The sequence below is a fragment of the Curtobacterium sp. BNK-1 genome, assembly GCF_048685235.1.
Taxonomy (GTDB): domain Bacteria; phylum Pseudomonadota; class Gammaproteobacteria; order Enterobacterales; family Enterobacteriaceae; genus Pantoea; species Pantoea agglomerans.
In genome coordinates, this window is record NZ_JBLQTJ010000001.1 from 615,785 (window position 1) to 637,407 (window position 21,623).

The 21,623-nt window shown below is 57.8% G+C and carries 20 protein-coding genes; 11 read left to right on the forward strand and 9 right to left on the reverse strand.

The window, feature by feature from the left end; all coding sequences use genetic code 11:
- The first annotated feature begins 2 nt into the window (after positions 1–2).
- Positions 3–497, forward strand: coding sequence for a 2-oxo-4-hydroxy-4-carboxy-5-ureidoimidazoline decarboxylase (uraD, locus tag ACMGGP_RS02745; RefSeq protein ID WP_010671150.1), 495 nt, complete (start codon positions 3–5; stop codon positions 495–497).
- Complete coding sequence (gene uraH, locus ACMGGP_RS02750; RefSeq protein WP_010671151.1) at positions 494–829, forward strand: hydroxyisourate hydrolase; 336 nt, start codon at positions 494–496, stop codon at positions 827–829. Before uraD ends, uraH begins: the two co-directional genes overlap by 4 nt.
- A gap of 27 nt (positions 830–856) precedes the next feature.
- On the opposite strand, the gene ACMGGP_RS02755 is transcribed toward uraH, so the two are convergent.
- Both ACMGGP_RS02755 and ACMGGP_RS02760 read right to left on the reverse strand, forming a co-directional pair.
- Positions 857–1,624 (reverse strand): amidohydrolase, encoded by a 768-nt coding sequence (locus ACMGGP_RS02755; protein WP_498798115.1) that lies wholly within the window; start codon positions 1,622–1,624, stop codon positions 857–859.
- Positions 1,612–2,772, reverse strand: a complete 1,161-nt coding sequence (locus ACMGGP_RS02760) for a pyridoxal phosphate-dependent aminotransferase (protein WP_033766594.1) — start codon at positions 2,770–2,772, stop codon at positions 1,612–1,614. Before ACMGGP_RS02760 ends, ACMGGP_RS02755 begins: the two co-directional genes overlap by 13 nt.
- A gap of 351 nt (positions 2,773–3,123) precedes the next feature.
- On the opposite strand from ACMGGP_RS02760, the gene ACMGGP_RS02765 reads away from it, so the two are divergent.
- Genes ACMGGP_RS02765 through ACMGGP_RS02775 form a run of 3 tightly spaced genes read left to right on the forward strand, consistent with a single transcriptional unit; the run spans position 3,124 to position 4,962 of the window.
- Positions 3,124–3,738 (forward strand): methylthioribulose 1-phosphate dehydratase, encoded by a 615-nt coding sequence (locus tag ACMGGP_RS02765; RefSeq protein ID WP_498798116.1) that lies wholly within the window; start codon positions 3,124–3,126, stop codon positions 3,736–3,738.
- Positions 3,735–4,418 (forward strand): acireductone synthase, encoded by a 684-nt coding sequence (gene mtnC, locus ACMGGP_RS02770; protein WP_498798117.1) that lies wholly within the window; start codon positions 3,735–3,737, stop codon positions 4,416–4,418. The genes ACMGGP_RS02765 and mtnC overlap by 4 nt, the downstream gene beginning before the upstream one ends.
- A 1-nt stretch (position 4,419) precedes the next feature.
- A complete protein-coding gene (locus ACMGGP_RS02775) occupies positions 4,420–4,962 on the forward strand; it encodes a 1,2-dihydroxy-3-keto-5-methylthiopentene dioxygenase (RefSeq protein ID WP_010671156.1) in 543 nt (180 codons plus the stop codon).
- Positions 4,963–5,018: 56 nt separating this feature from the next.
- Here ACMGGP_RS02775 and mtnA read toward each other — a convergent pair whose 3' ends face one another.
- The gene (gene mtnA / locus ACMGGP_RS02780) at positions 5,019–6,041 is read right to left on the reverse strand and encodes an S-methyl-5-thioribose-1-phosphate isomerase (protein WP_022625179.1); all 1,023 of its coding nucleotides are present in this window, start codon (positions 6,039–6,041) and stop codon (positions 5,019–5,021) included.
- 122 nt (positions 6,042–6,163) lie between these two features.
- On the opposite strand from mtnA, the gene mtnK reads away from it, so the two are divergent.
- A complete protein-coding gene (mtnK, locus tag ACMGGP_RS02785) occupies positions 6,164–7,363 on the forward strand; it encodes an S-methyl-5-thioribose kinase (protein WP_033756697.1) in 1,200 nt (399 codons plus the stop codon).
- 682 nt (positions 7,364–8,045) lie between these two features.
- Here the strand turns inward: mtnK and fadE are convergent.
- The gene (gene fadE, locus ACMGGP_RS02790; protein ID WP_010255176.1) at positions 8,046–10,496 is read right to left on the reverse strand and encodes an acyl-CoA dehydrogenase FadE; all 2,451 of its coding nucleotides are present in this window, start codon (positions 10,494–10,496) and stop codon (positions 8,046–8,048) included.
- 253 nt (positions 10,497–10,749) lie between these two features.
- Between fadE and lpcA the strand changes: the two genes are divergently transcribed.
- Positions 10,750–11,328, forward strand: coding sequence for a D-sedoheptulose 7-phosphate isomerase (gene lpcA, locus ACMGGP_RS02795; protein WP_033756701.1), 579 nt, complete (start codon positions 10,750–10,752; stop codon positions 11,326–11,328).
- Positions 11,329–11,379: 51 nt separating this feature from the next.
- Complete coding sequence (locus tag ACMGGP_RS02800; protein ID WP_033766600.1) at positions 11,380–12,147, forward strand: class II glutamine amidotransferase; 768 nt, start codon at positions 11,380–11,382, stop codon at positions 12,145–12,147.
- Here the strand turns inward: ACMGGP_RS02800 and dpaA are convergent.
- Positions 12,118–12,861, reverse strand: coding sequence for a peptidoglycan meso-diaminopimelic acid protein amidase (dpaA, locus tag ACMGGP_RS02805; protein ID WP_010255183.1), 744 nt, complete (start codon positions 12,859–12,861; stop codon positions 12,118–12,120). The two genes, ACMGGP_RS02800 and dpaA, sit on opposite strands and share 30 nt — an antisense overlap.
- 244 nt (positions 12,862–13,105) lie before the next feature.
- Between dpaA and dinB the strand changes: the two genes are divergently transcribed.
- Complete coding sequence (gene dinB / locus ACMGGP_RS02810) at positions 13,106–14,161, forward strand: DNA polymerase IV (RefSeq protein WP_010255185.1); 1,056 nt, start codon at positions 13,106–13,108, stop codon at positions 14,159–14,161.
- A gap of 36 nt (positions 14,162–14,197) precedes the next feature.
- Here dinB and ACMGGP_RS02815 read toward each other — a convergent pair whose 3' ends face one another.
- The 4 genes from ACMGGP_RS02815 to pepD form a co-directional block, all read right to left on the reverse strand.
- Positions 14,198–15,265, reverse strand: a complete 1,068-nt coding sequence (locus tag ACMGGP_RS02815) for a sugar ABC transporter substrate-binding protein (RefSeq protein WP_010255186.1) — start codon at positions 15,263–15,265, stop codon at positions 14,198–14,200.
- A 25-nt stretch (positions 15,266–15,290) separates the two neighbouring features.
- Positions 15,291–16,292 (reverse strand): ABC transporter permease, encoded by a 1,002-nt coding sequence (locus ACMGGP_RS02820; protein WP_010671160.1) that lies wholly within the window; start codon positions 16,290–16,292, stop codon positions 15,291–15,293.
- Positions 16,289–17,794, reverse strand: coding sequence for a sugar ABC transporter ATP-binding protein (locus ACMGGP_RS02825; protein WP_031292786.1), 1,506 nt, complete (start codon positions 17,792–17,794; stop codon positions 16,289–16,291). The genes ACMGGP_RS02820 and ACMGGP_RS02825 overlap by 4 nt, the downstream gene beginning before the upstream one ends.
- A gap of 260 nt (positions 17,795–18,054) precedes the next feature.
- Positions 18,055–19,512: a beta-Ala-His dipeptidase gene (pepD, locus tag ACMGGP_RS02830; protein WP_010671162.1), complete on the reverse strand. Its 1,458-nt coding sequence runs from the start codon at positions 19,510–19,512 to the stop codon at positions 18,055–18,057.
- Positions 19,513–19,766: 254 nt separating this feature from the next.
- Between pepD and gpt the strand changes: the two genes are divergently transcribed.
- Positions 19,767–20,225, forward strand: coding sequence for a xanthine phosphoribosyltransferase (gpt, locus tag ACMGGP_RS02835; RefSeq protein WP_009091894.1), 459 nt, complete (start codon positions 19,767–19,769; stop codon positions 20,223–20,225).
- Positions 20,226–20,341: 116 nt separating this feature from the next.
- Complete coding sequence (frsA, locus tag ACMGGP_RS02840; protein WP_033779697.1) at positions 20,342–21,589, forward strand: esterase FrsA; 1,248 nt, start codon at positions 20,342–20,344, stop codon at positions 21,587–21,589.
- Positions 21,590–21,623 lie beyond the last annotated feature (34 nt).

Consider the following 21,623-nt stretch of genomic DNA (forward strand, 5'->3'; position numbering starts at 1 on the left):
ACATGGAATTAGCCGCATTTAATCAGCTGTCGGCTGATGAGGCGCAGGCGGCCATCCGGCATTGTGTTGCCATCCCGCACTGGCAGCAGTCGCTGGTGGCGGCGCGGCCTTTTGACACCCTGGATGCGCTACGGGCAACCGCCGATGCGCTGGCCCGCCAGTGGCAGCAGCCTGAGCTGGAGGCAGCACTGTCGGCGCATCCCCGCATTGGCGAACGCGCGAACGGCGCGGATAAAGAGGCGGCCCTGTCGCGCGGAGAGCAGTCCGCCATGCAGCAGGCCGACAGCGCTTTGCAGCAGGCAATGCAGCAGGGGAATCAGGCTTATGAAACGCGTTTTGGCCGGGTGTTTCTGATTCGTGCCAAAGGGCGCAGCGGCGAGCAGATGCTGGCAGAGTTGCAGCGTCGGTTGCAGAATAGCGATCCTGCCGAGCAGCAGGAGGCGCTGGATCAGCTGCGTGAAATTACCCTGTTACGCCTGAAGGAGACGATTCAATGAGTACTGTTACCACCCATATTCTGGACACGGCGCTGGGCAAACCGGCCAGCGGTGTAGCGATTTCACTTGAGCAGAACAGCCCGGAAGGGTGGTTTCCGATTTCACAGGGTGAAACCGACAGCGACGGGCGTCTGAAAGATCTGACGCCCGAGCCGCTGACGCCGGGCCACTACCGTTTAACGGCAGAAATCGGCGACTATTTTGCCGCCGCTGGTCGGGATGCACTCTACGTCAGCGCGCAGATCGATTTTATGATTGCCGAAGCGGGCAGTCATTTTCATCTGCCGTTTCTGATTTCGCCCTGGTCGTGGTCAACCTATCGCGGCAGTTAATGGGCGGGCTGACTGCCCGCCCGCCATTCACAGCGAAAAGCGATCCGCATCCTGCCAGGCCGGGAAGCGCTCGCGATAAGCATTCAGTGCGTTCAGCGACAGCTCTGCGTCCAGCCTGGCGCGCTGGTGCGGCTCAGCCGCGCTGAGGATCTCGCCCTGCGGTGAAATAATCTGGCTGTCGCCGCTGTATTCATGCTGATTGCCGTCACTGCCGACGCGGTTACAGCCTGCTACATAAGCCTGATTCTCAATTGCCCGCGCCAGCAGCAGTGCCTGCCAGTGCAGTGCACGCGGTGCAGGCCAGTTGGCGACATAGAGCGCCAGATCGTAATCGTTGCGGTTGCGCGAGAAGACCGGGAAACGCAGGTCGTAACAGATTTGCGGCAGGATGCGCCAGCCGCGCCACTCAAACACCTGACGCTGTTCGCCAGGCAGATAGTGGTGATGCTCGTCCGCCATGCGGAACAGGTGGCGCTTGTCATACTGATGCAGCGTGCCGTCCGGCTCCACCAGCAGAAAGCGGTTTACCGCGCCGTGTTCGGTCTGAATCGCCGCACTGCCGCCGACCAGGGCATCGTTGCGACGTGCATGCTGATACAGCCACTCCACCACCTGCGCCTGTGGCAGCGAGCTTTTCGCCGCTTCCATTGCAAAGCCGGTGGTAAACATCTCCGGCAGTAAAATCAGATCGCGCCCGGTGAGTCCATCCAGTTGCTCGTCAAAATGGCGCAGGTTGGCCTCGCCATCCATCCAGCTCAGCGTCTCCTGCAGTAACGTGATTTTTAAAGCTGACATAAGCGCTCCGCGGCGGCATCTAATGTCGCCGGCTGTTTGGCAAAACAGAGGCGGATCAGTTTATGAGGAAAGGCATCGGCGCAGAACACCGACAGAGGAATTGCGGCCACACCGACTTCCCGGGTCAGCCACTGGCAGAAACTGACATCATCCAGATCGGAGATGGCGCTGTAATCGACCAGCAAAAAATAGGTGCCTTCGCAGGGGAGTACCTTAAAGCGGCTGCTGCTTAGCGCCGTTGCCAGCCGATCGCGGCGGTCGCGATAAAACGCCGGCAGCTCAAGATAGTGCTCCGGATGCTCACGCAGCATATCGGCAATCGCCAGCTGCGCCGGCGTATTCACCGAGAAGGTCAGATACTGATGCACCTTGCGCAGTTCAGCGCTGATCGCGGCAGGGGCAATGCAGTAGCCCACTTTCCAGCCGGTCATATGGAAGGTCTTACCAAACGACGACACCGCGATAGCGCGCTGGCGCAGTTCGGGATGTGCCAGCACGCTGGCGTGGCCTGCCTGATCGAAGCAGATGTGCTCATAGACTTCGTCGCTCAGTACATAGACCGGTCGCGCAGCAATCGCCTGCCATAGCGCGGCGAAATCCTGCTGCTGCCAGACGGTGGCGGAAGGATTGTGCGGCGTATTCAGGATCACCAGCCGGGTTTTATCACTCAGCAGCGCAGCAAACGCCTGCCAGTCCACCCGGAAAGCGGGCGGCTGCAGCGTAATGCGTTTCATCACGCCGCCCGACAACTCTACTGCAGGCGCATAGCTGTCGTAGCTGGGATCAAAGCAGATCACTTCATCGCCTGGCCGCACCAGAGCGGTAATCGCCGCATAGAGCGCTTCGGTTGCGCCTGCCGTCACCGTAATCTCTGTTTCGACATCAGGACGATAGTCATAGAGCCGCGCGGTTTTCTCTGCAATCGCCTCACGTAACGGCAGCGCACCGGTCATCGGCGCATACTGGTTCGCGCCCTGGCTGACATGATACGCCAGCCGCTGCTGCAGATAGTCCGGGCCGCTAAAATCGGGAAAGCCCTGAGAGAGATTGATAGCGTTATGCTGCTGCGCCAGCGCACTCATCTGGCTGAAAATGGTGGTGCCGAGCAAAGGGAGTTTACTCTCGGGGATCAGGTTGTGCTGCGTCATGATGTCAGGCCTTAAGCGCGAAGATTGATGCGGTGTCACCCGGTGTTTGTGCCACTATAAACAGGATGGTAGTATTTGGCAATCAAGACGCTTAGATGGCTAAATGCGTCATACTCCACACCTCAGCTTCGTTAGCTGCGTTTGCTTACCCCGGTCACTGACGAGTGTCAGCTCCCGGCGATAAGCGCTTGCCGCCTTGCTGAGATGCGGATCATCTGGCAGGACCCGGAGAGTATGGTTCAGCAGTCGGGCACGTTTGCTAACTGTTTAAGATTTTCAAACTGTTGTAATTTTATAGCCATTACCGTTATCTGAGCCACCCGAGATCATATTTCACCGCAAGGAACTTTTATGTCGCAGAGTCTTCCATTAGATCAACTGGTCGCCGCCTGTCACTGGATTGGCGAGAAAGGCTGGGCACCGGCCACCGGCGGAAATATGTCGGTGCGCCGCGATGAACATGTCTGCCTGCTGAGTGAATCGGGCAAAGATAAAGGCACGCTGACGCGGGATGACTTTATCGAGGTCGATATTGCCACCAGCCAGTCGCTCTCTGGCCGTAAGCCGTCGGCAGAAACCGGTCTGCACACGATGATCTATCGACTCTTTCCCGAGGCGGGCGCGGTGCTGCATACCCACACCGTGAATGCGACGGTGCTGTCGCGGGTGGAGCAGGGCGCGGCGCTGCTGCTGCACAGCTATGAGATGCAAAAATCATTGAGCGGCCAGCACACCCATCTGGATACGCTCGCCATTCCTGTGTTCGACAACAGCCAGGACATTGCGGCGCTGGCGTCAGAAATTGAAGATTACGCTGCCCGCTTTCCGCTGCGTTACGGCTTTCTGCTGCGCGGTCACGGCTTAACCTGCTGGGGCCGGGATGTCAGCGAAGCACGCCGTCATCTGGAAGGTCTGGAATTTTTATTTGAATGTGAACGTCAACGTCGCCTGCTGGAGAGAGCATGATTCGCGCCATTGTTACTGATATCGAAGGCACCACCAGCGATATCCGTTTTGTACATAACATCCTGTTTCCCCACGCCCGCCAGCATCTGGCGAGCTTCCTGCGTGAAAATGCGCATCAGCCCGAGGTCGCCGCAGCGCTGCAGTCGGTACGTGAGGAGGCCGGTCAGCCGCAGGCCGACCTGGATGCGGTGACAGAGATTCTGCTGGGGTTTATGGACCAGGATCGCAAATCAACCGGCCTGAAAGCGCTGCAGGGCATGATCTGGCGCGATGGCTATGTTAACGGCAGTTTTACCGGCCATCTCTATCCTGACGTCCTGCCAGCACTGAGCCGCTGGAAGGCGCAGGGCATTGAACTGTATGTATATTCCTCCGGCTCGGTTGCGGCGCAGAAATTGTTATTTGGCTACAGCGACGAAGGTGATATTACTGACCTCTTCAGCGGCTATTTTGATACGCACGTGGGTGCCAAACGCGAAGTCGCAGCCTATCGCGCTATCGCCGCTGAAATTGGTCAGCCAGCGGAGCAGCTGCTGTTTCTCTCCGATATTCATCAGGAGCTGGATGCCGCCGCTGAGGCGGGCTGGCAGACGCTGCAACTACTGCGTGGCGATGCGGACGGCGAGAGCCGCCATCGTCAGGTGACAGATTTTTCCCAGATTAACCCGGAGTCAATTTAGGATGAGCGCACTGACTATTTTTACCGACCGCGAAGCCAGCCAGCCGGTGTGGCACAGCACCGACGCGGAAGAGATTCGTGAACGCCTGAGCACCAAAGGCGTCCGTTTTGAGCGCTGGGAAGCCGATCGCGATCTGGGTGAAAATCCGGATCCCGAAACGGTGATCAACGCCTATCAGCATGCGATCGATCGGCTGGTGGCAGAGAAGGGCTATCAGAGCTGGGATGTGATCAGCATGCGCGCCGATAATCCGCAGAAAACCGTGCTGCGCGAGAAGTTCCTCTCTGAACATACACACGGCGAAGATGAGGTGCGTTTCTTTGTTGAGGGTGCCGGACTCTTCTGTCTGCACCTGGATGGCGAGATCCTGCAGATTCTCTGCGAAAAAAACGATCTGATCTCGGTACCAGCGGGAACACCACACTGGTTTGATATGGGATCGTCACCGCACTTCACGGCTATCCGTATTTTCGATAATCAGGAAGGCTGGGTAGCGAACTTTACCGGCGATAAGATTGCGGATGCCTATCCGCGTCTGGCGTAAACCGCCCGTTGTTTTCGCAAGGCGTTTACCGTGAGCGGCAAACGCCTTGCAGACCGTTATTGTGGCTGGAAAATGCCACCCTGAACCTGGTCAGGCGTGACTACCCCGGTGTCCAGTACCCAGCCGCTGATCAGGGTGGCGGGCGTGACATCAAACGCCGGGTTATAGACCTTCGCCGCTTCCGGCGCCCACTGCACGCTGCCAAAACTGCCGGCAACGCCCGTTACTTCACTGGCGGCGCGCTGCTCAATAGGAATCGCTGCGCCGTCCGGACAGCAGCGATCCAGCGTGGTATGCGGGGCCGCCACGTAAAACGGAATCTGATGATAATGGGCCAGCACCGCCAGGCTGTAGGTGCCGATTTTATTCGCCACATCGCCGTTGGCGGCAATGCGGTCAGCGCCTACCCATACGGCATCGACCTCTCCACGGGCCATCAGGCTGGCGGCCATGGAATCGGTAATCAGGGTGTAAGGAATCGCCAGCTCACCCAGCTCCCAGGCGGTTAACCGGCCGCCCTGTAACAGCGGACGGGTTTCATCAACCCAGACATTCTTAATCAGCCCCTGCTGATGGGCGCGGGCAATCACGCCAAGGGCGGTGCCCACACCGGCGGTGGCGAGTCCGCCGGTATTACAGTGGGTCAGCAGCTGGCTGCCGGGTTTCACCCGCGTACAACCCGCGTCAGCGATGGCATCACACAGCTGCTTATCTTCCTGCACCAGTCGCCAGGCTTCTTCTGCCAGCGCGGGGGCAAAGTCCGGCTGCGCCAGCGCCAGTTTCATCCGGTCCAGATTGTTCATCAGATTGACAGCGGTAGGGCGGGCGGCGCGCAGGGTCTCCAGTGCCTGCGCCAGTTCAGCGCGCGTCTGCCCCTGTTCTGCCAGCAACGCCAGCAGCAGCGAGGCGGAAAGGCCGATCAGCGGCGCACCGCGCACCCGCAGCGCATGAATATGTTCAATCAGCTGGGGCACGCTGTGCGCGGGCAGCCAGTTCTTTTGCTGCGGCAGTGCCTGCTGATCCAGAATCCAGAGCTGATTGTCACGAACCTGTAAGCTGGTGGTTTGAAGTGTCTGCATTGTGGGTGAAATCCATGTTGCGTTAATGATACCTATTGTGCCAACATGCTGAACGGATGTATAGACGTCTGAACGGCTTATTACACCCAGGTTATCCCCCTTCGATTGATGAGGAACAGGCAATGTCGCAATACCGTACCTTTACTGCTGCTGATGCTGTGGAATATGCCCGACAATTTGGCGGCGTGGACAATCCTGCCGCGCTGAGCAGCGCAGAAGAGATTGGTGATGGCAACCTCAACCTGGTGTTTAAAATTTATGACGATCAGGGCAACAGCCGGGTGGTGGTCAAGCAGGCGCTGCCCTATGTGCGCTGTGTGGGTGAGTCGTGGCCGCTGACGCTGGATCGGGCGCGGCTGGAAGCGCAGACCCTGGTCGAACACTACAAATATTGTCCGCAGCACACGGTGAAGATCACCCATTACGATGCGGAGCTGGCGGTGATGGTAATGGAAGATCTCTCCAGTCATCGCATCTGGCGCGGCGAGCTGGTGAAGGGCGCTTACTACCCGGAAGCGGCTCAGCAGTTAGGCGACTATCTGGCACAAACCCTGTTTCATACCTCCGATTTCATCCTGCATCCGCACCAGAAAAAAGCGGAAGTGGCGCGTTTTATTAATCCGGAAATGTGTGAAATCACCGAAGATCTTTTCTTTAACGATCCCTATACCGACCATGAGCGCAATAGCTACCCCGAAGCGCTTGAACCGTTGGTCGCCAGCCTGCGTAATGACGATGCACTGCGCATTGCGGTGGGCGGTCTCAAGCATCGTTTCTTTGCCCACGCTGAAGCGCTGTTGCATGGTGATATTCACAGCGGATCGATTTTCGTTGCTGATGGCAGCCTGAAAGCGATTGATGCGGAATTCGGCTATTTTGGCCCTATCGGTTTTGATGTCGGCACCGCCATCGGCAATCTGCTGATTAACTACTGCGGCGTGCCGGGTTTGCTGCCACCGCGTGAGGCCGCCGATGCACGCGAGCAGCGCCTCAGCGATGTGCACACCCTCTGGACCACCTTTGCCTCGGGCTTTCTGGCACTGGCGGCTGAGAAAACCCGTGATGAGGCGCTGGCTTATCCAGGCTATGCGGAGGCGTTTCTGCGTAAAGTATGGGCTGATACCATTGGTTACTGCGGCACCGAACTGATTCGCCGCACTGTGGGGATGTCACACGTGGCGGATATGAAGCTGATTGCCGATCCGGCGATGCGTACCGACTGCATCCGTAATGCAATTAATCTGGGACGCACGCTGATTCTGGCGGCCGATCATGTAGAAGATGTGGATGCGCTGATTGCCCGCATCCGTCAGGCGGGATAAAAAAAGCCGACGTGATGTTTGATGCCAGTCAGTTAAGCGACAGGTGATAACGCAGTCTGGTGCCGCTCAGGGGCTGGCGGTCCTCGCGCCGCTGCGCGGTTCCTTCACTTCATTCGCCTGCCTGACGGACCGTCGGGGATGGCACATCCTGTGCCGCCCCGCCTTTCGCCCGCGTCCTGCGGGCTCTCCTGGCAGACTCATTCTGTTCAGCGCTGCGGATTGCCTGCCCCTGCCCGCCACCGGCCTGCTCTGAAACTTCAGTGTGTATTGTTAAAAAGGGCACGAGCGTGGAGGCCTGAGCGCCTCTGCTGCTGAAAGGGCTATCCGCAGCGCTGAGGCGTGACGGTGGGCCAGAAGTCCACGCCGGGAAGCGTGGACAGTTCGGGGCCGGCCAGGGAGGGCCCCGAACGGTTCGTCGGCACGACGTCAAAGCCGAAGGTACCGCGTGAGCGGCGCGAGGACGGCCCGGGAGCAGCAGAGGTGCGCTGGCCCGCACTGCGGCTCGTTCGCCCGGAAAAAAAGCTGCCACGTTTGACCGTGACAGCCTTTACAAATCTAATCTTAACTGTTCAGCATTACGACGTGATGTCGGCTTTCCTCTTCTGACCCTATTCCCTGCGCTTTGGGCTTAATTATTGCGGTCAGATTTCCCCTGAGCCGGTGCTGCAGAGCAACGCTAACCCTATGCCGCCTCACTCGCCCGCGACGCAGCCTGAGGGGCTTTCTCTGGCACCGGCACTGCCAGCGCATCCGCCTCAAACTCATCGACGTTAATCGAACGCAGGCGGCTGGCCTCAGCACGCTGCAACACTTCAGCCTCTTTAGCATCAATCCAGCCCTGCTCCAGCGCGCGCTTCGCCAGCGCATCCAGCCGGGTAAAGGAGAGGTGCTGCTTCGTCTGTTTGCACAGCCTGTCATGGATCACTTCTGCCGCCATCACATCCTGCAACGCCTGTTCCAGCTGACCGGCAGGGTTGTGCTCGCTGGGCGTCAGGTACATGCCACGGCCCAGACGGCTGCGGGTAGCTGACGGCTGTTGCAGCAGTTTTGCCAGCTGATGGTCCAGACGGTCAGACGGAGCAGGGCAGTGATGACCGCCTGCAAAAATAGTCATCCGCAATGCGCCCGCGACCAGACGGTTCGGGAAGTTACGCAGCAGATCGTCCATCGCGACTTCCGCCTGATGTAACGCATCCTGCACGCCCCAGTGCACCAGCGGCAGATCGGCTTCGTTGCGGCCTTCATCGTCATAGCGTTTCAGCGTCGCCGAGGCAAGATAGAGCTGGCTCAGCACATCGCCCAGACGCGCCGAGATACGCTCACGACGCTTCAGGCTGCCGCCCAGCACCGCCATCGACACATCAGAGAGCAACGCCAGGTTGGCACTGATGCGGTTCAGATGCTGATAGTAACGACGGGTGCCATCGCGGGTCGGGGTGGCGCTGGTGCGTCCGGCGGTTAAGCCCAGCCACAGGCTGCGCATGGTGCTGCTGCCGACATGGCCGATGTGGCTGAACAGCGCCTGATCAAACGCGTTAACATCGTTGCTGGCTGCCGCCGCCATCTCCTGCAGTACATAAGGATGGCAGCGAATCGCACCCTGTCCGAAGATAATCATGCTGCGGGTCAGAATATTAGCGCCTTCCACCGTGATGGCGATGGGCGCACCCTGATAGGCGCGGGCCAGGAAGTTACTGTTACCCAGCATAATGCCTTTACCGCCGGCAATATCCATGGCGTCGATAATGGCGCGCTGACCGCGATGGGTGCAGTGATATTTGACAATCGCCGACAGCACAGCCGGTTTTTCACCCTGCATAATACCGGCCGTAATCAGCGTGGCCGCCGCATCCATCACGTAGGCGTTACCGGCAATGCGCGCCAGCGGCTCTTCAATCCCTTCCATCTTACCGATTGAGACGCGGAACTGACGACGGATATGGGCATAGGCGCCTGTCGCCAGCGCCACACTTTTCAGGCTGCCGGTTGAGTTCGATGGCAGCGTAATGCCGCGACCCACAGACAGACACTCCACCAGCATCCGCCAGCCCTGACCGGCCATTTGTGGGCCGCCGATAATATAGTCAATCGGCACAAAGATATTATTGCCGCGTGTCGGCCCGTTCTGGAACGGCACGTTAAGTGGGAAGTGGCGATGACCAATCTCCACGCCGGGCGTATTGGTCGGGATCAGCGCACAGGTAATGCCAGGATTCTCGTTATCGCTGAGCAGATGATCCGGGTCGGAGAGTTTAAATGCCAGCCCCAGCACGGTGGCGATCGGCGCCAGCGTAATGTAGCGCTTGTTCCAGGTCAGCCGCATGCCCAGCACCTGCTGACCCTGCCATTCGCCCATGCAGACTACGCCGGTATCGGGGATGGCTCCGGCATCTGAGCCCGCTTCCGGACTGGTCAGCGCAAAGCAGGGGATCTCATCGCCGCGTGCCAGCCGGGGTAAATAGTGATTTTTCTGCTCTTCAGTGCCGTAGTGTTGCAGCAGTTCGCCCGGACCTAATGAGTTAGGCACGCCCACGGTAATCGCCAGAATCCCGGAGACGCCCGACAGTTTTTGCAGCACGCAGGCCTGCGCATAGGCGGAGAAATCGAGTCCGCCATACTCTTTTTTGATAATCATCGCGAAGAAACGATGCTCTTTCAGATAGGCCCAGAGTTCCGGCGGCATATCGGCCAGCTCATGGGTGATCTGGAAATCATTGGCCATGCGGCATGCTTCTTCAACCGGACCATTGAGAAAAGCCTGCTCGTCGGCGGTCAGGCGCGGCTGCGGATAGTTGTGCAGCTTCTGCCAGTCTGGTTTGCCCTGAAACAGATCGCCTTCCCACCAGGTGGTGCCCGCATCGATCGCTTCTTTTTCGGTGCGTGACATCGGCGGCATCACCTGCTGGAAGCGCTGAAACATCGGCTTTGAAAACAGGCTGCGGCGCAATGACGGCAGGTTGAACGGCAGCAGGATGATCGCCAGCGGCAACAGTAACCATGGCGTCCAGAGGTGAGCAAAAGCCATCGCAGCAGTCCACAGCAGCAGAATCGCGCTGCTGAGCCGCAACGACAGGCGGTGATAGAACAGGGCGCCAATCAGCGCCACCGTGGCAAGTATCGAGACAACCATCATAATGAACCGCTCCAAGTAGTAAGAGGTCTGACCTGTTATGTAGAGAGGTTTAGAGCAGTTGGGTTGATTTATCAATTTGTTTACATCGCAATTACAACCTGCCTCACAAAAACCGATTTCTGTCCATTTTTGCATCACCCGCTGCAGCGATAATCGCCGCCACTGCCTGGCCAGCCATGGCATGACGCTTTGCGCTGACCGGCCATTCCGTTAAACTTGCTGCGATTAACCTCTCCTAAAAAAGGACATCCCTATGTACCAGGACATTATCCGCTCTGAGCTTAATGAAGCTGCTGATACGCTGAATAAATTCCTCAGCGACGAGGCCAATATCCATGCGATCCAGCGTGCGGCGGTGCTGCTGGCTGACAGCTTTAAGGCGGGCGGCAAGGTGCTTTCCTGCGGTAACGGCGGTTCACATTGCGATGCGATGCATTTCGCTGAAGAGCTGACCGGTCGCTACCGCGAAAATCGTCCTGGCTATCCGGCGATTGCCATCTCTGATGTCAGCCATCTCTCCTGCGTCAGTAATGACTTTGGTTATGACTATGTCTTTTCACGCTATGTGGAAGCGGTAGGGCGTCCGGGCGATGTGCTGCTGGGCCTCTCAACTTCCGGTAACTCTGCCAATATCATTAAAGCGATTGAAGCTGCCCGTGCGCAGGGGATGAAAGTGATCACCCTGACCGGTAAAGATGGCGGTAAGATGGCAGGCAGTGCCGACATTGAAATCCGGGTGCCACACTTTGGTTATGCCGATCGCATCCAGGAGATCCACATTAAAGTGATCCACATCCTGATGCTGCTGGTCGAAAAAGAGATGGTGAAGTAACTGCGCTGGCCTCCCGCCTGACGGGAGGCCGCTTACTCTAAGGCGGTGGCTATGTGCGAATTGCTCGGGATGAGCGCCAATGTTCCCACGGATATCTGTTTCAGCTTTACCGGTCTGGTTCAGCGTGGCGGTGGAACCGGGCCTCACAAAGATGGCTGGGGCATTACCTTTTACGAAGATAAAGGTTGTCGTACGTTTAAAGATCCGCTGCCGAGCTTTAACTCGCCGATTGCGCGTCTGGTGCAGGAGTATCCGATCAAATCGCATTCGGTGGTGGCGCACATCCGCCAGGCGAATCGCGGGCAGGTGTCGCTGGAAAATACCCACCCGTTTACCCGTGAGTTGTGGGGCCGTAACTGGACCTATGCGCACAACGGGCAGCTCAGGGGCTATCGGCAGCTGGAGACCGGCACATTCCGGCCAGTAGGCGAAACGGACAGCGAGAAGGCGTTCTGCTGGATCCTGCATCAGCTGGCGACGCGCTATCCGCGTACGCCAGGCAACTGGCCTGCGGTATTCCGTTTTATCGGGGAGCTTGCCGGCATGTTGCGGCAGAAAGGCGTGTTTAACATGCTGCTGTCAGACGGCCGTTATCTGATGGCCTTTTGCTCCACCAATCTTTACTGGATCACCCGCCGCGCACCCTTTGGCCGGGCGCAGTTACTGGATCAGGATGTGGAGGTCGATTTTCAGCAGCACACCACGCCGCATGACGTGGTGACGGTGATTGCTACGCAGCCACTGACGGCCAATGAAACCTGGCAGCGGATTGTGCCAGGTGAATGGGCGTTATTCTGCCTTGGAGAGCGCCAGGAATGAACGTGAAGCGGCTTCGGGACTGGCTAAAACCGGTGCCGGGCTGCTGTTCATCACATATTTACCGCTGGCGACATTAACCATCGGCGGCTGATGATATTTAGCAAAGTAAGCGTATCCCGGCTGCAACTGCTGCCAGAAACTGGCATAGGTGGAGTAGCGGTGACGCTGCATATTGCTGTCGGTCATGCGGAATGGATAGATGCTGATGCTGATATCCTGCTGGCCGTTACGCAGCGCGGCATTCACATAGGTAAAAATCTCATCCATATAGGCGTTAGTCATGGCATAGCAGCCAATCGACTTACAGTCGCCATGAATCATCAGGTAATTGCCGCTGTAGCCCTGATTACGATCGTACTGATTCGGAAAGCCGATGTTGATCGCGCGATAAAACCGGCTATCCGGCTTCAGCTGATTCAGCTTCACGTTGTAAAAACCTTCCGGGCTTTTGAAATCGCCTTCACGGCGTTTCGGGCCAAGGCCGCCAGAAAAGTTACAGATGCGGTAGGTGTCCAGCAGGCGGTATTCGTTACCGATTTTGCCGTAGAGTTCGAGCGTGCGTTCTTCCTTGAAGATCTGGATATAGACCGGGGTGCCAAGTAACTGCTTCTTTAATTCTTTGCTGACCGGTGCCGTTGAGACGGGTTCGGGTGTCATTGCCATGCTGAGGGCTGGCAGTAAAATCATCGCAAACAGGAGTGCGATTTTGCCCATGCTGTGTGTACCTTGAGGTGAAGAGAACATGACGCAAAATGTGCGTCTCTGTTTGCATTATCGGAACTGTCCGCTACCGCAGCGCAACATTAAACATTGTCTGTTTTTTTAGCAAGACGGCGTCAGCCAAATTCGCGATTTACTGAAAGATATTCGGCCAGAAATTTGTAAACTTTAATCGTCAGCGCGACAAATATTGCAGTTACCCCTGCCAACTGTATACTTATCCAGTGCCGGAGGGGGTATGCGTAAAATCATTCATGTCGATATGGACTGCTTCTATGCCGCGGTGGAGATGCGTGATAATCCCCAGCTGCGCGACATCCCGATCGCCATTGGTGGCAGCCGCGAGCGTCGCGGCGTGATCAGCACCGCCAACTATCCGGCGCGCAAATTTGGCGTGCGCAGCGCGATGCCAACCGGCATGGCCCTCAAGTTATGCCCGCATCTGCGTCTGCTGCCAGGACGCTTTGACGCCTATAAAGAAGCCTCCGCGCAGATCCGCGACATCTTTACCCGCTATACGCCGCTGATTGAACCGCTCTCCCTCGATGAAGCTTACCTGGATGTCACCGACAGCCCCCACTGTCACGGCTCTGCCACGCTGATGGCGCAGGCGATCCGTGCCACCATCTACCGTGAAACCGGGCTTACCGCCTCAGCGGGCATCGCCCCGATTAAATTTCTGGCGAAGATCGCCTCTGACCTCAATAAGCCGGACGGCCAGTTCGTGATTACCCCGCCGGAGATGTCCGGTTTTCTGCTGACCCTGCCGCTGGCGAAGATCCCTGGCGTCGGCAAGGTCTCGGCCAAAAAGCTGGAAGAGATGGGGCTGGTGACCTGTGGCGACGTGCAGAAGGCGGACTTAGCGCTGCTGTTAAAGCGCTTTGGCAAGTTTGGCCGGGTGCTGTGGGAGCGCAGCAATGGCATTGATGACCGCAGCGTGATCGTTGAGCGCGAGCGTAAATCGCTGGGGGTTGAACGGACGCTGGCGGAAGATATCAGCGACTGGGATGCCTGCCTGGAAATTATCGATTTTCTCTACGCCGAACTGGAACGCCGGCTGACGCAGATCCGACCTGACAAGCAGGTGGCGCGACAGGGCGTCAAACTGAAGTTCAGTGATTTTCAGCAGACGACCCAGGAGCATATCTGGCCGGTGCTGAATAAAGAGGACATGATTGCCATCGCCCGTAAAACCTGGGATGAGCGTCGTGCCGGGCGCGGCGTGCGGCTGGTGGGATTACATGTGACTATGGTGGATCCCCAGCTGGAGCGTCAGCTGCTGCTGGGTCTGTAACCGTCAGCCTCACCGACCGGCAAGGCTGACATCCGATTACTTCTTATATTTCGCCGCCAGGGTCGCAAACCACGGGGCAACGAAATCCTCATTGCTGCCCCAGCCCGGAATGATCTTGTTCAGTGACGCGACGTTCACCGCGCCAGGCTGGCTGTTAAGCTGCTGCTGAGAGATCGATGCCGCTTTAAACTGATAAGTCGCTGGCGTCTCTTCACCGGCAATTTTCTTCGCCACCAGACGCATATTCACCGCGCCAATAGTTTTAGGATCCACCGCTACCGTCTGCACCCACGGGCTGTTTTTCTCGCGCATCAGCTGCAAATCCTGGTTCGAAACATCAATGCTGTAGAGTTTGATCTCGGTACGGCCATTCTCCTGCAGCGCTTTGTAAGCGCCCTGGCTGAAGGCGTCCCAGGCACCCCAGATGGCGTCGATTTTGCCTTTCGGGTATTTCGCCAGAATCGCGCCAATTTTATTGGCGGTGTCGCCCTGAACGTCAGTTGAAACCGCACCAATCGACTCAAGCTGATGAATGCCCGGATTCTCTTTCAGCAGTTTTTCATACACCACCTGACGGCGTTCCATCGGCGGGAAACCGGCAACCCATAGCTTGACGATGTTCGCCTTGCCGTTGAAATCATGGATGAGCTGGCCCAGCGACAACTGCGCCAGTGAAGCGTCATCCTGCGCGGTGACGGTGACGCCCGGGATCGGGCTATCCACCGGCGTATCAAACACCGACAGCTTAATGCCTGCATCGGCAATGCGCTTCACCAGTCCGCTGGCGTAGGGCGCTTTACCGTGCGACAGCACGATGCCGTCATATTTCTGGCTGATCGCCTGATTCACGAAATCCTGGAAGCGCGCATCGTCGCCGTTGCTGAGAAAGGTGCTGACCTTGAAGCCAAGCTGGCGACCCTGCTGAATGGCACCGGCAACAAACTGGGTGGTGTTGTCATCGGAGCCGAGATTGCGGATCACCGCAATACGGATCGGGCCATCATGACTGGCGATAGCCGCAGGCACCGGCGTGACGGTATCCGCGAAGGCGGCGCTGGCGTTCAGCAGGCTCAGGGCCAGCAGCGAGAGTGTTATTTTTTGCATTGTTATCAACTCCGGTAAACGCGCCTCAGCGGCGCTGGATATAGGTGATCGCCAGTGCTAAAGCCAGCACCAGCCCTTTAATAATGTCCATGGCGTAGTAGGGAACAGAGAGCATCACCAGACCGTTCTGCAGCACGCCGAGGATCACCGCACCGACCAGCGTGCCCAGCGCATTCGGCTTGCCGGAGCCCGCCAGTGAGAAGCCAATCCACGCCGCCGCGACGGCGTCCATCAGGTAGCCGCTACCGGCGTTCACCTGCGAGGAGCCGATACGCGAGGCGAGCAGAATGCCGCCCAGACCGGCCAGCAGTGAGGCGATCACATAAGCCAGCACCCGATAGCGGGTGGTGCGGATGCCGGAGAGGCGTGCCGCTTCCGGATTGCCGCCCAGCGCATACATCCGGCGACCATGTTTAGTCAGTGAGAGCGCCAGCTGCGCGGCGACGGTGACGACCAGCATGATGATGACGATGGTGGGCACCTGGCCGAGCAGGCCAAACGCCGCCGGAATGGTGCCTTCCGCCATATCACCGCTCGGCAGCACCATGTTCTCGGTGATCGATCCGCCAAAGCTGTAGGTCATCGCCACACCCTGAATCACGAACAATGTCGCCAGCGTTGCCAGCATGTCGGGAATGCGCAGGATCACAATCAGAAAGGCGTTAAACAGCCCGACCAGGGTGCAGAGCGCCAGGGTAAGAAGGATGGCGGTGGTAGTGCCGAAGCCGTACCAGACAAACAGAGAAATCACCAGCGCATTGGCCAGCGAGGCGGTCGATCCGACCGACAGATCAAAGCCGCCAACGGTCAGCGAGATCGAGACGCCGATCGCAATCACCGTGACAATGGCAATTGAGCGCAGAATATTGATGATGTTGTTGGGTTCAAGGAAGCTGTCGGAGGCGAGACCAAAGGCGGCGATCAGGATCACCACCGTGAGCAACATGCCCCATTTATAGAGAAAGTCGAACAACTGGTGACGCCACGGCGAGGCTGTCAGATTCAGGCTGGTTTCTTTGCTGCTCACGCAGGGGTTCCTCCGGTGGAATAGAGCAAAAGCGTCTCTTCGGTGACGTCGCGTGCAGCCAGTTCGGCCACAATGCGTCCATCCCAGAGCACGCAAATCCGGTCGCATAAACCGACCAGTTCAGAAAACTCTCCCGACGCGTAAATGATGCCTTTCCCCTCGCGCGCCAGGTTATCGATCAGGGTGAAGAGTTCGGTTTTGGCTTTGATATCGACGCCTTTCGTCGGCTCATCGAAAATCAGCACGTCGGCGTTGTTGCGCAGCCATTTGCCTATCGCCACTTTCTGTTGATTGCCGCCGGAGAGACGGCGCAGCGTCTGTGCCGGACCGGTGGTGCGCACCTGCAACTGCTGGATAACCTGCTCCGCCCAGCGCCACGCCTGGCGATGGCCAAACAGGCTCCAGCGCGAAAAGCTGTCGTCTGCGCTGACGCTGAGGTTCATTGCCACCGACTCATCAATAAAGATCCCCTCTTTGCGCCGCTCCTCCGGCACCAGCGCCATGCGGCGACTGACGGAGTCATGCGGCGAACGGGGCTGCCACGGCTGGCCATGCAGTTCACCGCGACTGACGCGGCTTTTGCTGGCACCAAACAGCGCCTTACAGAGTTCGGTTTTACCGGCACCGGCCAGGCCTGCAATGCCCAGAATTTCCCCTTTGTGCAATCGTAGCGAGATATCCTGCAGCAGTTGCTCATCATGAAGACCGTCAATCGCCAGCAGCAGCGGCTGAGTCTGCTGCGCACGACGGGCCGGGAAGATATCGGTGAGCTGATGCCCCAGCATCTTCTCCACGATCTGCTCACCGCTCAGTGCCGCCATCGGGCCGGTTTCGATCAACCGGCCATCACGCAGCACCGTCAGCTGGTCACAGATTGCTTTCAGTTCATGGATGCGGTGAGAGATAAACACCACGCCGATGCCGCTGGCCTGCAGGCGACGCACCACAGCAAACAGCCGCTCACTTTCATGCTGATCCAGCGGGGCGGTGGGTTCATCCAGAATCAGAAAGCGGCAGTGGTGTGACAGCGCGCGCGCCAGCAGAATTTGCTGCTTTTCAGCCAGGGTACAGCGCTCCACCAGCCGGTTAACGTCCAGCGCCACGTCGAGCTGAGCCAGCAGCGCCCGCGCCTGACGCCGAACCTCGCCCCAGCGATAGCGGTGGCCAGGCTCTGCCAGCCGATCCAGCAGAATGTTTTCCGCGACGCTGAGCTGCGGCACCAGCGCCACGTCCACTTCCTGCTGAACCAGATGGATACCCAGCCGTTTCGCATCACGCGGCGTACGGATGGAGACCGGCTCACCATCCAGCAGGATCTCGCCGCTGTAGTGGCTGTGCGCACCGGAAAGGATCGCCATCAGCGTTGACTTGCCCGCGCCGTTAGCGCCGGTCAGAGCATGTACTGAATGGCCGTCACTGCGGAAATCCACCGACGATAGCGCGGCAAACCCGCCAAAAGCGATGGAGATGTTACGCATCTCAAGGCAATTTAACCCTGGCATGTCATTACTCTCCTGAAGAATCACTGGCCGCATTTTTTCCTGAACCTTCAGGCGCGGCAACAGCCGAAAGCGCATAAGCTAGCACGAAATCTTATTAGCCATCCAGACATCTGGACATAATGGCGGCTGTGACCAGCGAAGCGCGGGAAAGCGGCGGAATAACGGGGTAAAGGACGGAAAAGGCAGCGAATTATGCTGGGGGAAAGTCACAGGCATAAAAAAACCAGGCCGGAGCCTGGTTTACTTTTTTTGTGACAGAATTACTTTTCTGGCACCACATTCAGCAGGGTGGTCAGCAGTTTCCAGTAAAGGCCAACGCTTTCGATGTGAACCTGCTCATCCGGCGAGTGCGGCCCGGTGATGGTCGGCCCAATCGATACCATATCCATCTCCGGATACGGTTTTTTGAACAGACCACACTCCAGACCGGCGTGGATCACCTGAATGTTCGGGGTCTTATCAAACAGCGCGATATAGGTCTGACGGGTCAGCGCCATAATGGCGGAGTCCGCATCAGGCTGCCAGCCTGGGTAGCCGCCTTTCGCTTTGGTCTGTGCACCGGCCAGCTGGCCCAGTGAGGTCAGCATCTGCACCACATAATCGCGGCCGGTGTCGATCAGCGAACGGATCAGGCAGTTGATCTCTGCATGATCGGCTTCCATGGTCACCACACCGATATTCAGTGAGGTTTCTACTACGCCTTTCGCCACGTCGGAGTTGCGGATCACGCCGTTTGGCATGCTGTTGAGCAGGTTCAGGAAGCGATCGCGGCTGTCAGCGTTCAGAGCATCACCCTGATGCGCCAGCGGCTCTGTGACCAGTGCGATGTTCGGCTCTTTGATGCCGTGCTCATTTTTGATGGCGCTCAGGAAGTGCGCCGCCGCTGATTTCAGCGCATCCGCTTTGTGGCTCTCGACCGCCACGGTAGCGAAGGCTTCACGCGGGATCGCGTTGCGCAGCGTACCGCCGCTGAAGGCCAGCAGACGCAGATCCAGTTCAGCAGCGTGTGCCGCCAGGAAGCGCGCCAGCAGTTTGTTGGCGTTGCCGAGGCCCATATGAATATCGGCACCGGAGTGACCGCCACGCAGGCCTTTCAGCGTCAGCTTCAGGGTCTGGAATTCAGCAGGCACCGCTTCACGGGTCAGCGGCAGGGTGGTGACGAAGTCGATACCGCCCGCGCAGCCCATGTAGATCTCACCTTCTTCTTCGGAGTCGGTGTTGATCAGGATTTCTGCCTGCAGCCAGTTGGGTTGCAGACCGAATGCGCCATCCATACCGGTCTCTTCAGTCATGGTCAGCAGCACTTCCAGCGGGCCATGCGTCAGGCTGTTGTCAGCCAGTACTGCCAGCGCAGAAGCCATACCGATGCCGTTGTCCGCGCCCAGCGTGGTGCCGCGCGCTTTCACCCACTCGCCGTCAACCCAGGGCTGAATCGGATCTTTGGTGAAGTCATGAACGGTGTCATTATTTTTCTGCGGCACCATATCCAGATGCGCCTGCAGCGCAACCGGGGTACGGTTTTCCATGCCTGCGGTGGCGGGCTTACGAATCAGGATGTTGCCGACCTGATCGCGCTCACACCAGAAGCCTTGCTCTTTGGCCCAGCCGACGATGTAACTCGCCAGCGCTTCTTCGTGAAAAGAGGGATGGGGAATAGAGCAGATCTTAGCGAAAATATCCCACAGCGGCTGTGGAGAGAGTTGAGACAATTCAGACACGACAGGTCTCCTGTGTCAGTGTACCGGCGAGGCCGGACATCGCGAGTTTCCAGTGAAAAATCGCCGTCAGAGAATCTGACGAGCCAGGCCCGAGAATATCACTGTTTTCTACCGGGTGCGCTCTCAGACGCGCTAAAAAGCCGCAACCAGTGCGCGGGTGCTGGTTTTTAGTGCGTCAACTCCTTATAATCTCGCGCAACCTTTTCCCCGTTGCACATTTTTACGCCACCTCGGTTGGCTGGGATTTCTATTCTATGAGCGAAAAATACGTCGTTACCTGGGACATGCTTCAGATTCATGCCCGTAAACTGGCCCAGCGCCTGCTTCCTGTTGAACAGTGGAAAGGCATTATCGCGGTGAGCCGCGGCGGTCTGGTACCGGCTTCGCTGCTGGCACGTGAACTGGGTATCCGCTACGTCGATACCGTCTGCATCTCCAGCTATGACCACGATCATCAGCGCGAAATGAAAGTTCTGAAGCGCGCAGAAGGCGACGGTGAAGGATTTATCGTGATCGATGACCTGGTGGATACCGGCGGCACCGCCCAGGCGATTCGCGAGATGTACCCGAAAGCGCGTTTCTGCACCATTTTCGCTAAACCGGCCGGTCGCTCACTGGTTGATGATTATATTGTCGATATTCCGCAGGATACCTGGATCGAGCAGCCGTGGGATATGGGTGTGGTCTACATCCCGCCGATTGTTAAAAGCTGATTGATATGCATCAGACAACGCCCGGTTTTCCGGGCGTTGTGCTTTCTGTGCCTCGCACCCCGAATTGCCGTACAGTACACTTAGCCATCGCCGTTTCTGTTGCAGGAGAAGTGAGTATGTCGAGCAAAAATCTCAGCGAGGAGTTGTTCAAACCGCGCTTTAAACATCCTGAAACCTCAACCCTGGTTCGCCGCCACCATCATGCTACTTCGGATGTCCACTCAGCCCTGGATGGTGACAGCCAGCGTGGCTGGTATCGTATGCTGAATAAGCTGATGTGGACATGGCGTGGCCTGACGCCGCAGGAGATCAGCGAAGTGCTGGCTCGGATTGCCATCAGCAATGTTGAACATACGGATGAGACGCTGCTCGACACTGTAATCGGTTTTCGCGGCGGCAACTGGCATTTCGAATGGTGTAAACAGGCGGGTATCTGGCAGCAGAAAGCGCTGGAGGCCACCGACGACAGCGAGGCGGGCGACTACTGGCTGCACGCGGCGCATCTCTACAGCGTTGCGGCCTATCCCTATATAAAAGGGGATGAGCTGGCCGACCAGGCGCAGACGCTGGCGAACCGCGCCTATGAAGAGGCGACTCAACGCCTGCCGGGCGAGCTGAAACCGCTGACGTTCGCCATTCAGGGTGGCAGCCCGGTTAACGGCTTTCTGCACATGCCGCCTGACGTTGAAGCGCCTTATCCCACCGTGCTGTTCTGTGGCGCGCTCGACTCATTACAGAGCGATCACTATCGCCTGTTCCATGATTACCTTGCACCGCGCGGCATCGCCATGCTGACCATTGATGTGCCGTCGGTAGGCAACTCGGTGAAATGGACGCTAAATCAGGACACCAGCTTTCTGCATCAGCAGGTGCTGCGCGATCTGAAAAACGTGCCCTGGATCGACCATACCCGCGTGGCGGCGTTTGGTTATCGCTTTGGCGCTAACGTGGCCGTACGACTGGCCTATCTGGAATCGCAGCGGCTGCGTGGGGTCGCCTGTCTTGGCCCGATTGTGCATGCGCTGCTGACGCAGACAGCGTTGCAGGATGAGATCCCGGATATGTATATGGATATGCTGGCGAGCCGGCTGGGCATGGCAACCGCTTCTGACAGTGCGCTGCGTACCGAACTCAATCGATATTCGCTGAAAACGCAGGGATTGCTGGGCCGCCGGACGCCGACACCCATGCTGTCGGGCTACTGGCAAAACGATCTTTTCAGCCCGGAAGAGGAGAGCAAGCTGATCGCTAACTCTTCGTCAGACGGTAAGGCGTTGCTGATTCCGGTGAAGCCGATGATGGCCAGTTTCGACAAGGCGCTGAATGAAATTTGCGACTGGCTGGAGAAGCGTTTAAAAAGGTAACTGGCAAAATTTACAGTATTTGCTACAACTAGTA

Coding starts and splice junctions, on each gene's coding strand:
- ACMGGP_RS02760 (WP_033766594.1), bottom strand. CDS start 2,772: ATGACGCAGCACAACCTGATCCCCGAGAGTAAACTCCCTTTGCTCGGC.
- mtnK (WP_033756697.1), top strand. CDS start 6,164: ATGTCGCAATACCGTACCTTTACTGCTGCTGATGCTGTGGAATATGCC.
- frsA (WP_033779697.1), top strand. CDS start 20,342: ATGTCGAGCAAAAATCTCAGCGAGGAGTTGTTCAAACCGCGCTTTAAA.
- lpcA (WP_033756701.1), top strand. CDS start 10,750: ATGTACCAGGACATTATCCGCTCTGAGCTTAATGAAGCTGCTGATACG.
- ACMGGP_RS02825 (WP_031292786.1), bottom strand. CDS start 17,794: ATGCCAGGGTTAAATTGCCTTGAGATGCGTAACATCTCCATCGCTTTT.
- uraH (WP_010671151.1), top strand. CDS start 494: ATGAGTACTGTTACCACCCATATTCTGGACACGGCGCTGGGCAAACCG.
- gpt (WP_009091894.1), top strand. CDS start 19,767: ATGAGCGAAAAATACGTCGTTACCTGGGACATGCTTCAGATTCATGCC.
- mtnC (WP_498798117.1), top strand. CDS start 3,735: ATGATTCGCGCCATTGTTACTGATATCGAAGGCACCACCAGCGATATC.
- dinB (WP_010255185.1), top strand. CDS start 13,106: ATGCGTAAAATCATTCATGTCGATATGGACTGCTTCTATGCCGCGGTG.
- ACMGGP_RS02815 (WP_010255186.1), bottom strand. CDS start 15,265: ATGCAAAAAATAACACTCTCGCTGCTGGCCCTGAGCCTGCTGAACGCC.
- dpaA (WP_010255183.1), bottom strand. CDS start 12,861: ATGGGCAAAATCGCACTCCTGTTTGCGATGATTTTACTGCCAGCCCTC.
- ACMGGP_RS02755 (WP_498798115.1), bottom strand. CDS start 1,624: ATGTCAGCTTTAAAAATCACGTTACTGCAGGAGACGCTGAGCTGGATG.
- ACMGGP_RS02775 (WP_010671156.1), top strand. CDS start 4,420: ATGAGCGCACTGACTATTTTTACCGACCGCGAAGCCAGCCAGCCGGTG.
- ACMGGP_RS02765 (WP_498798116.1), top strand. CDS start 3,124: ATGTCGCAGAGTCTTCCATTAGATCAACTGGTCGCCGCCTGTCACTGG.
- uraD (WP_010671150.1), top strand. CDS start 3: ATGGAATTAGCCGCATTTAATCAGCTGTCGGCTGATGAGGCGCAGGCG.
- ACMGGP_RS02800 (WP_033766600.1), top strand. CDS start 11,380: ATGTGCGAATTGCTCGGGATGAGCGCCAATGTTCCCACGGATATCTGT.
- mtnA (WP_022625179.1), bottom strand. CDS start 6,041: ATGCAGACACTTCAAACCACCAGCTTACAGGTTCGTGACAATCAGCTC.
- fadE (WP_010255176.1), bottom strand. CDS start 10,496: ATGATGGTTGTCTCGATACTTGCCACGGTGGCGCTGATTGGCGCCCTG.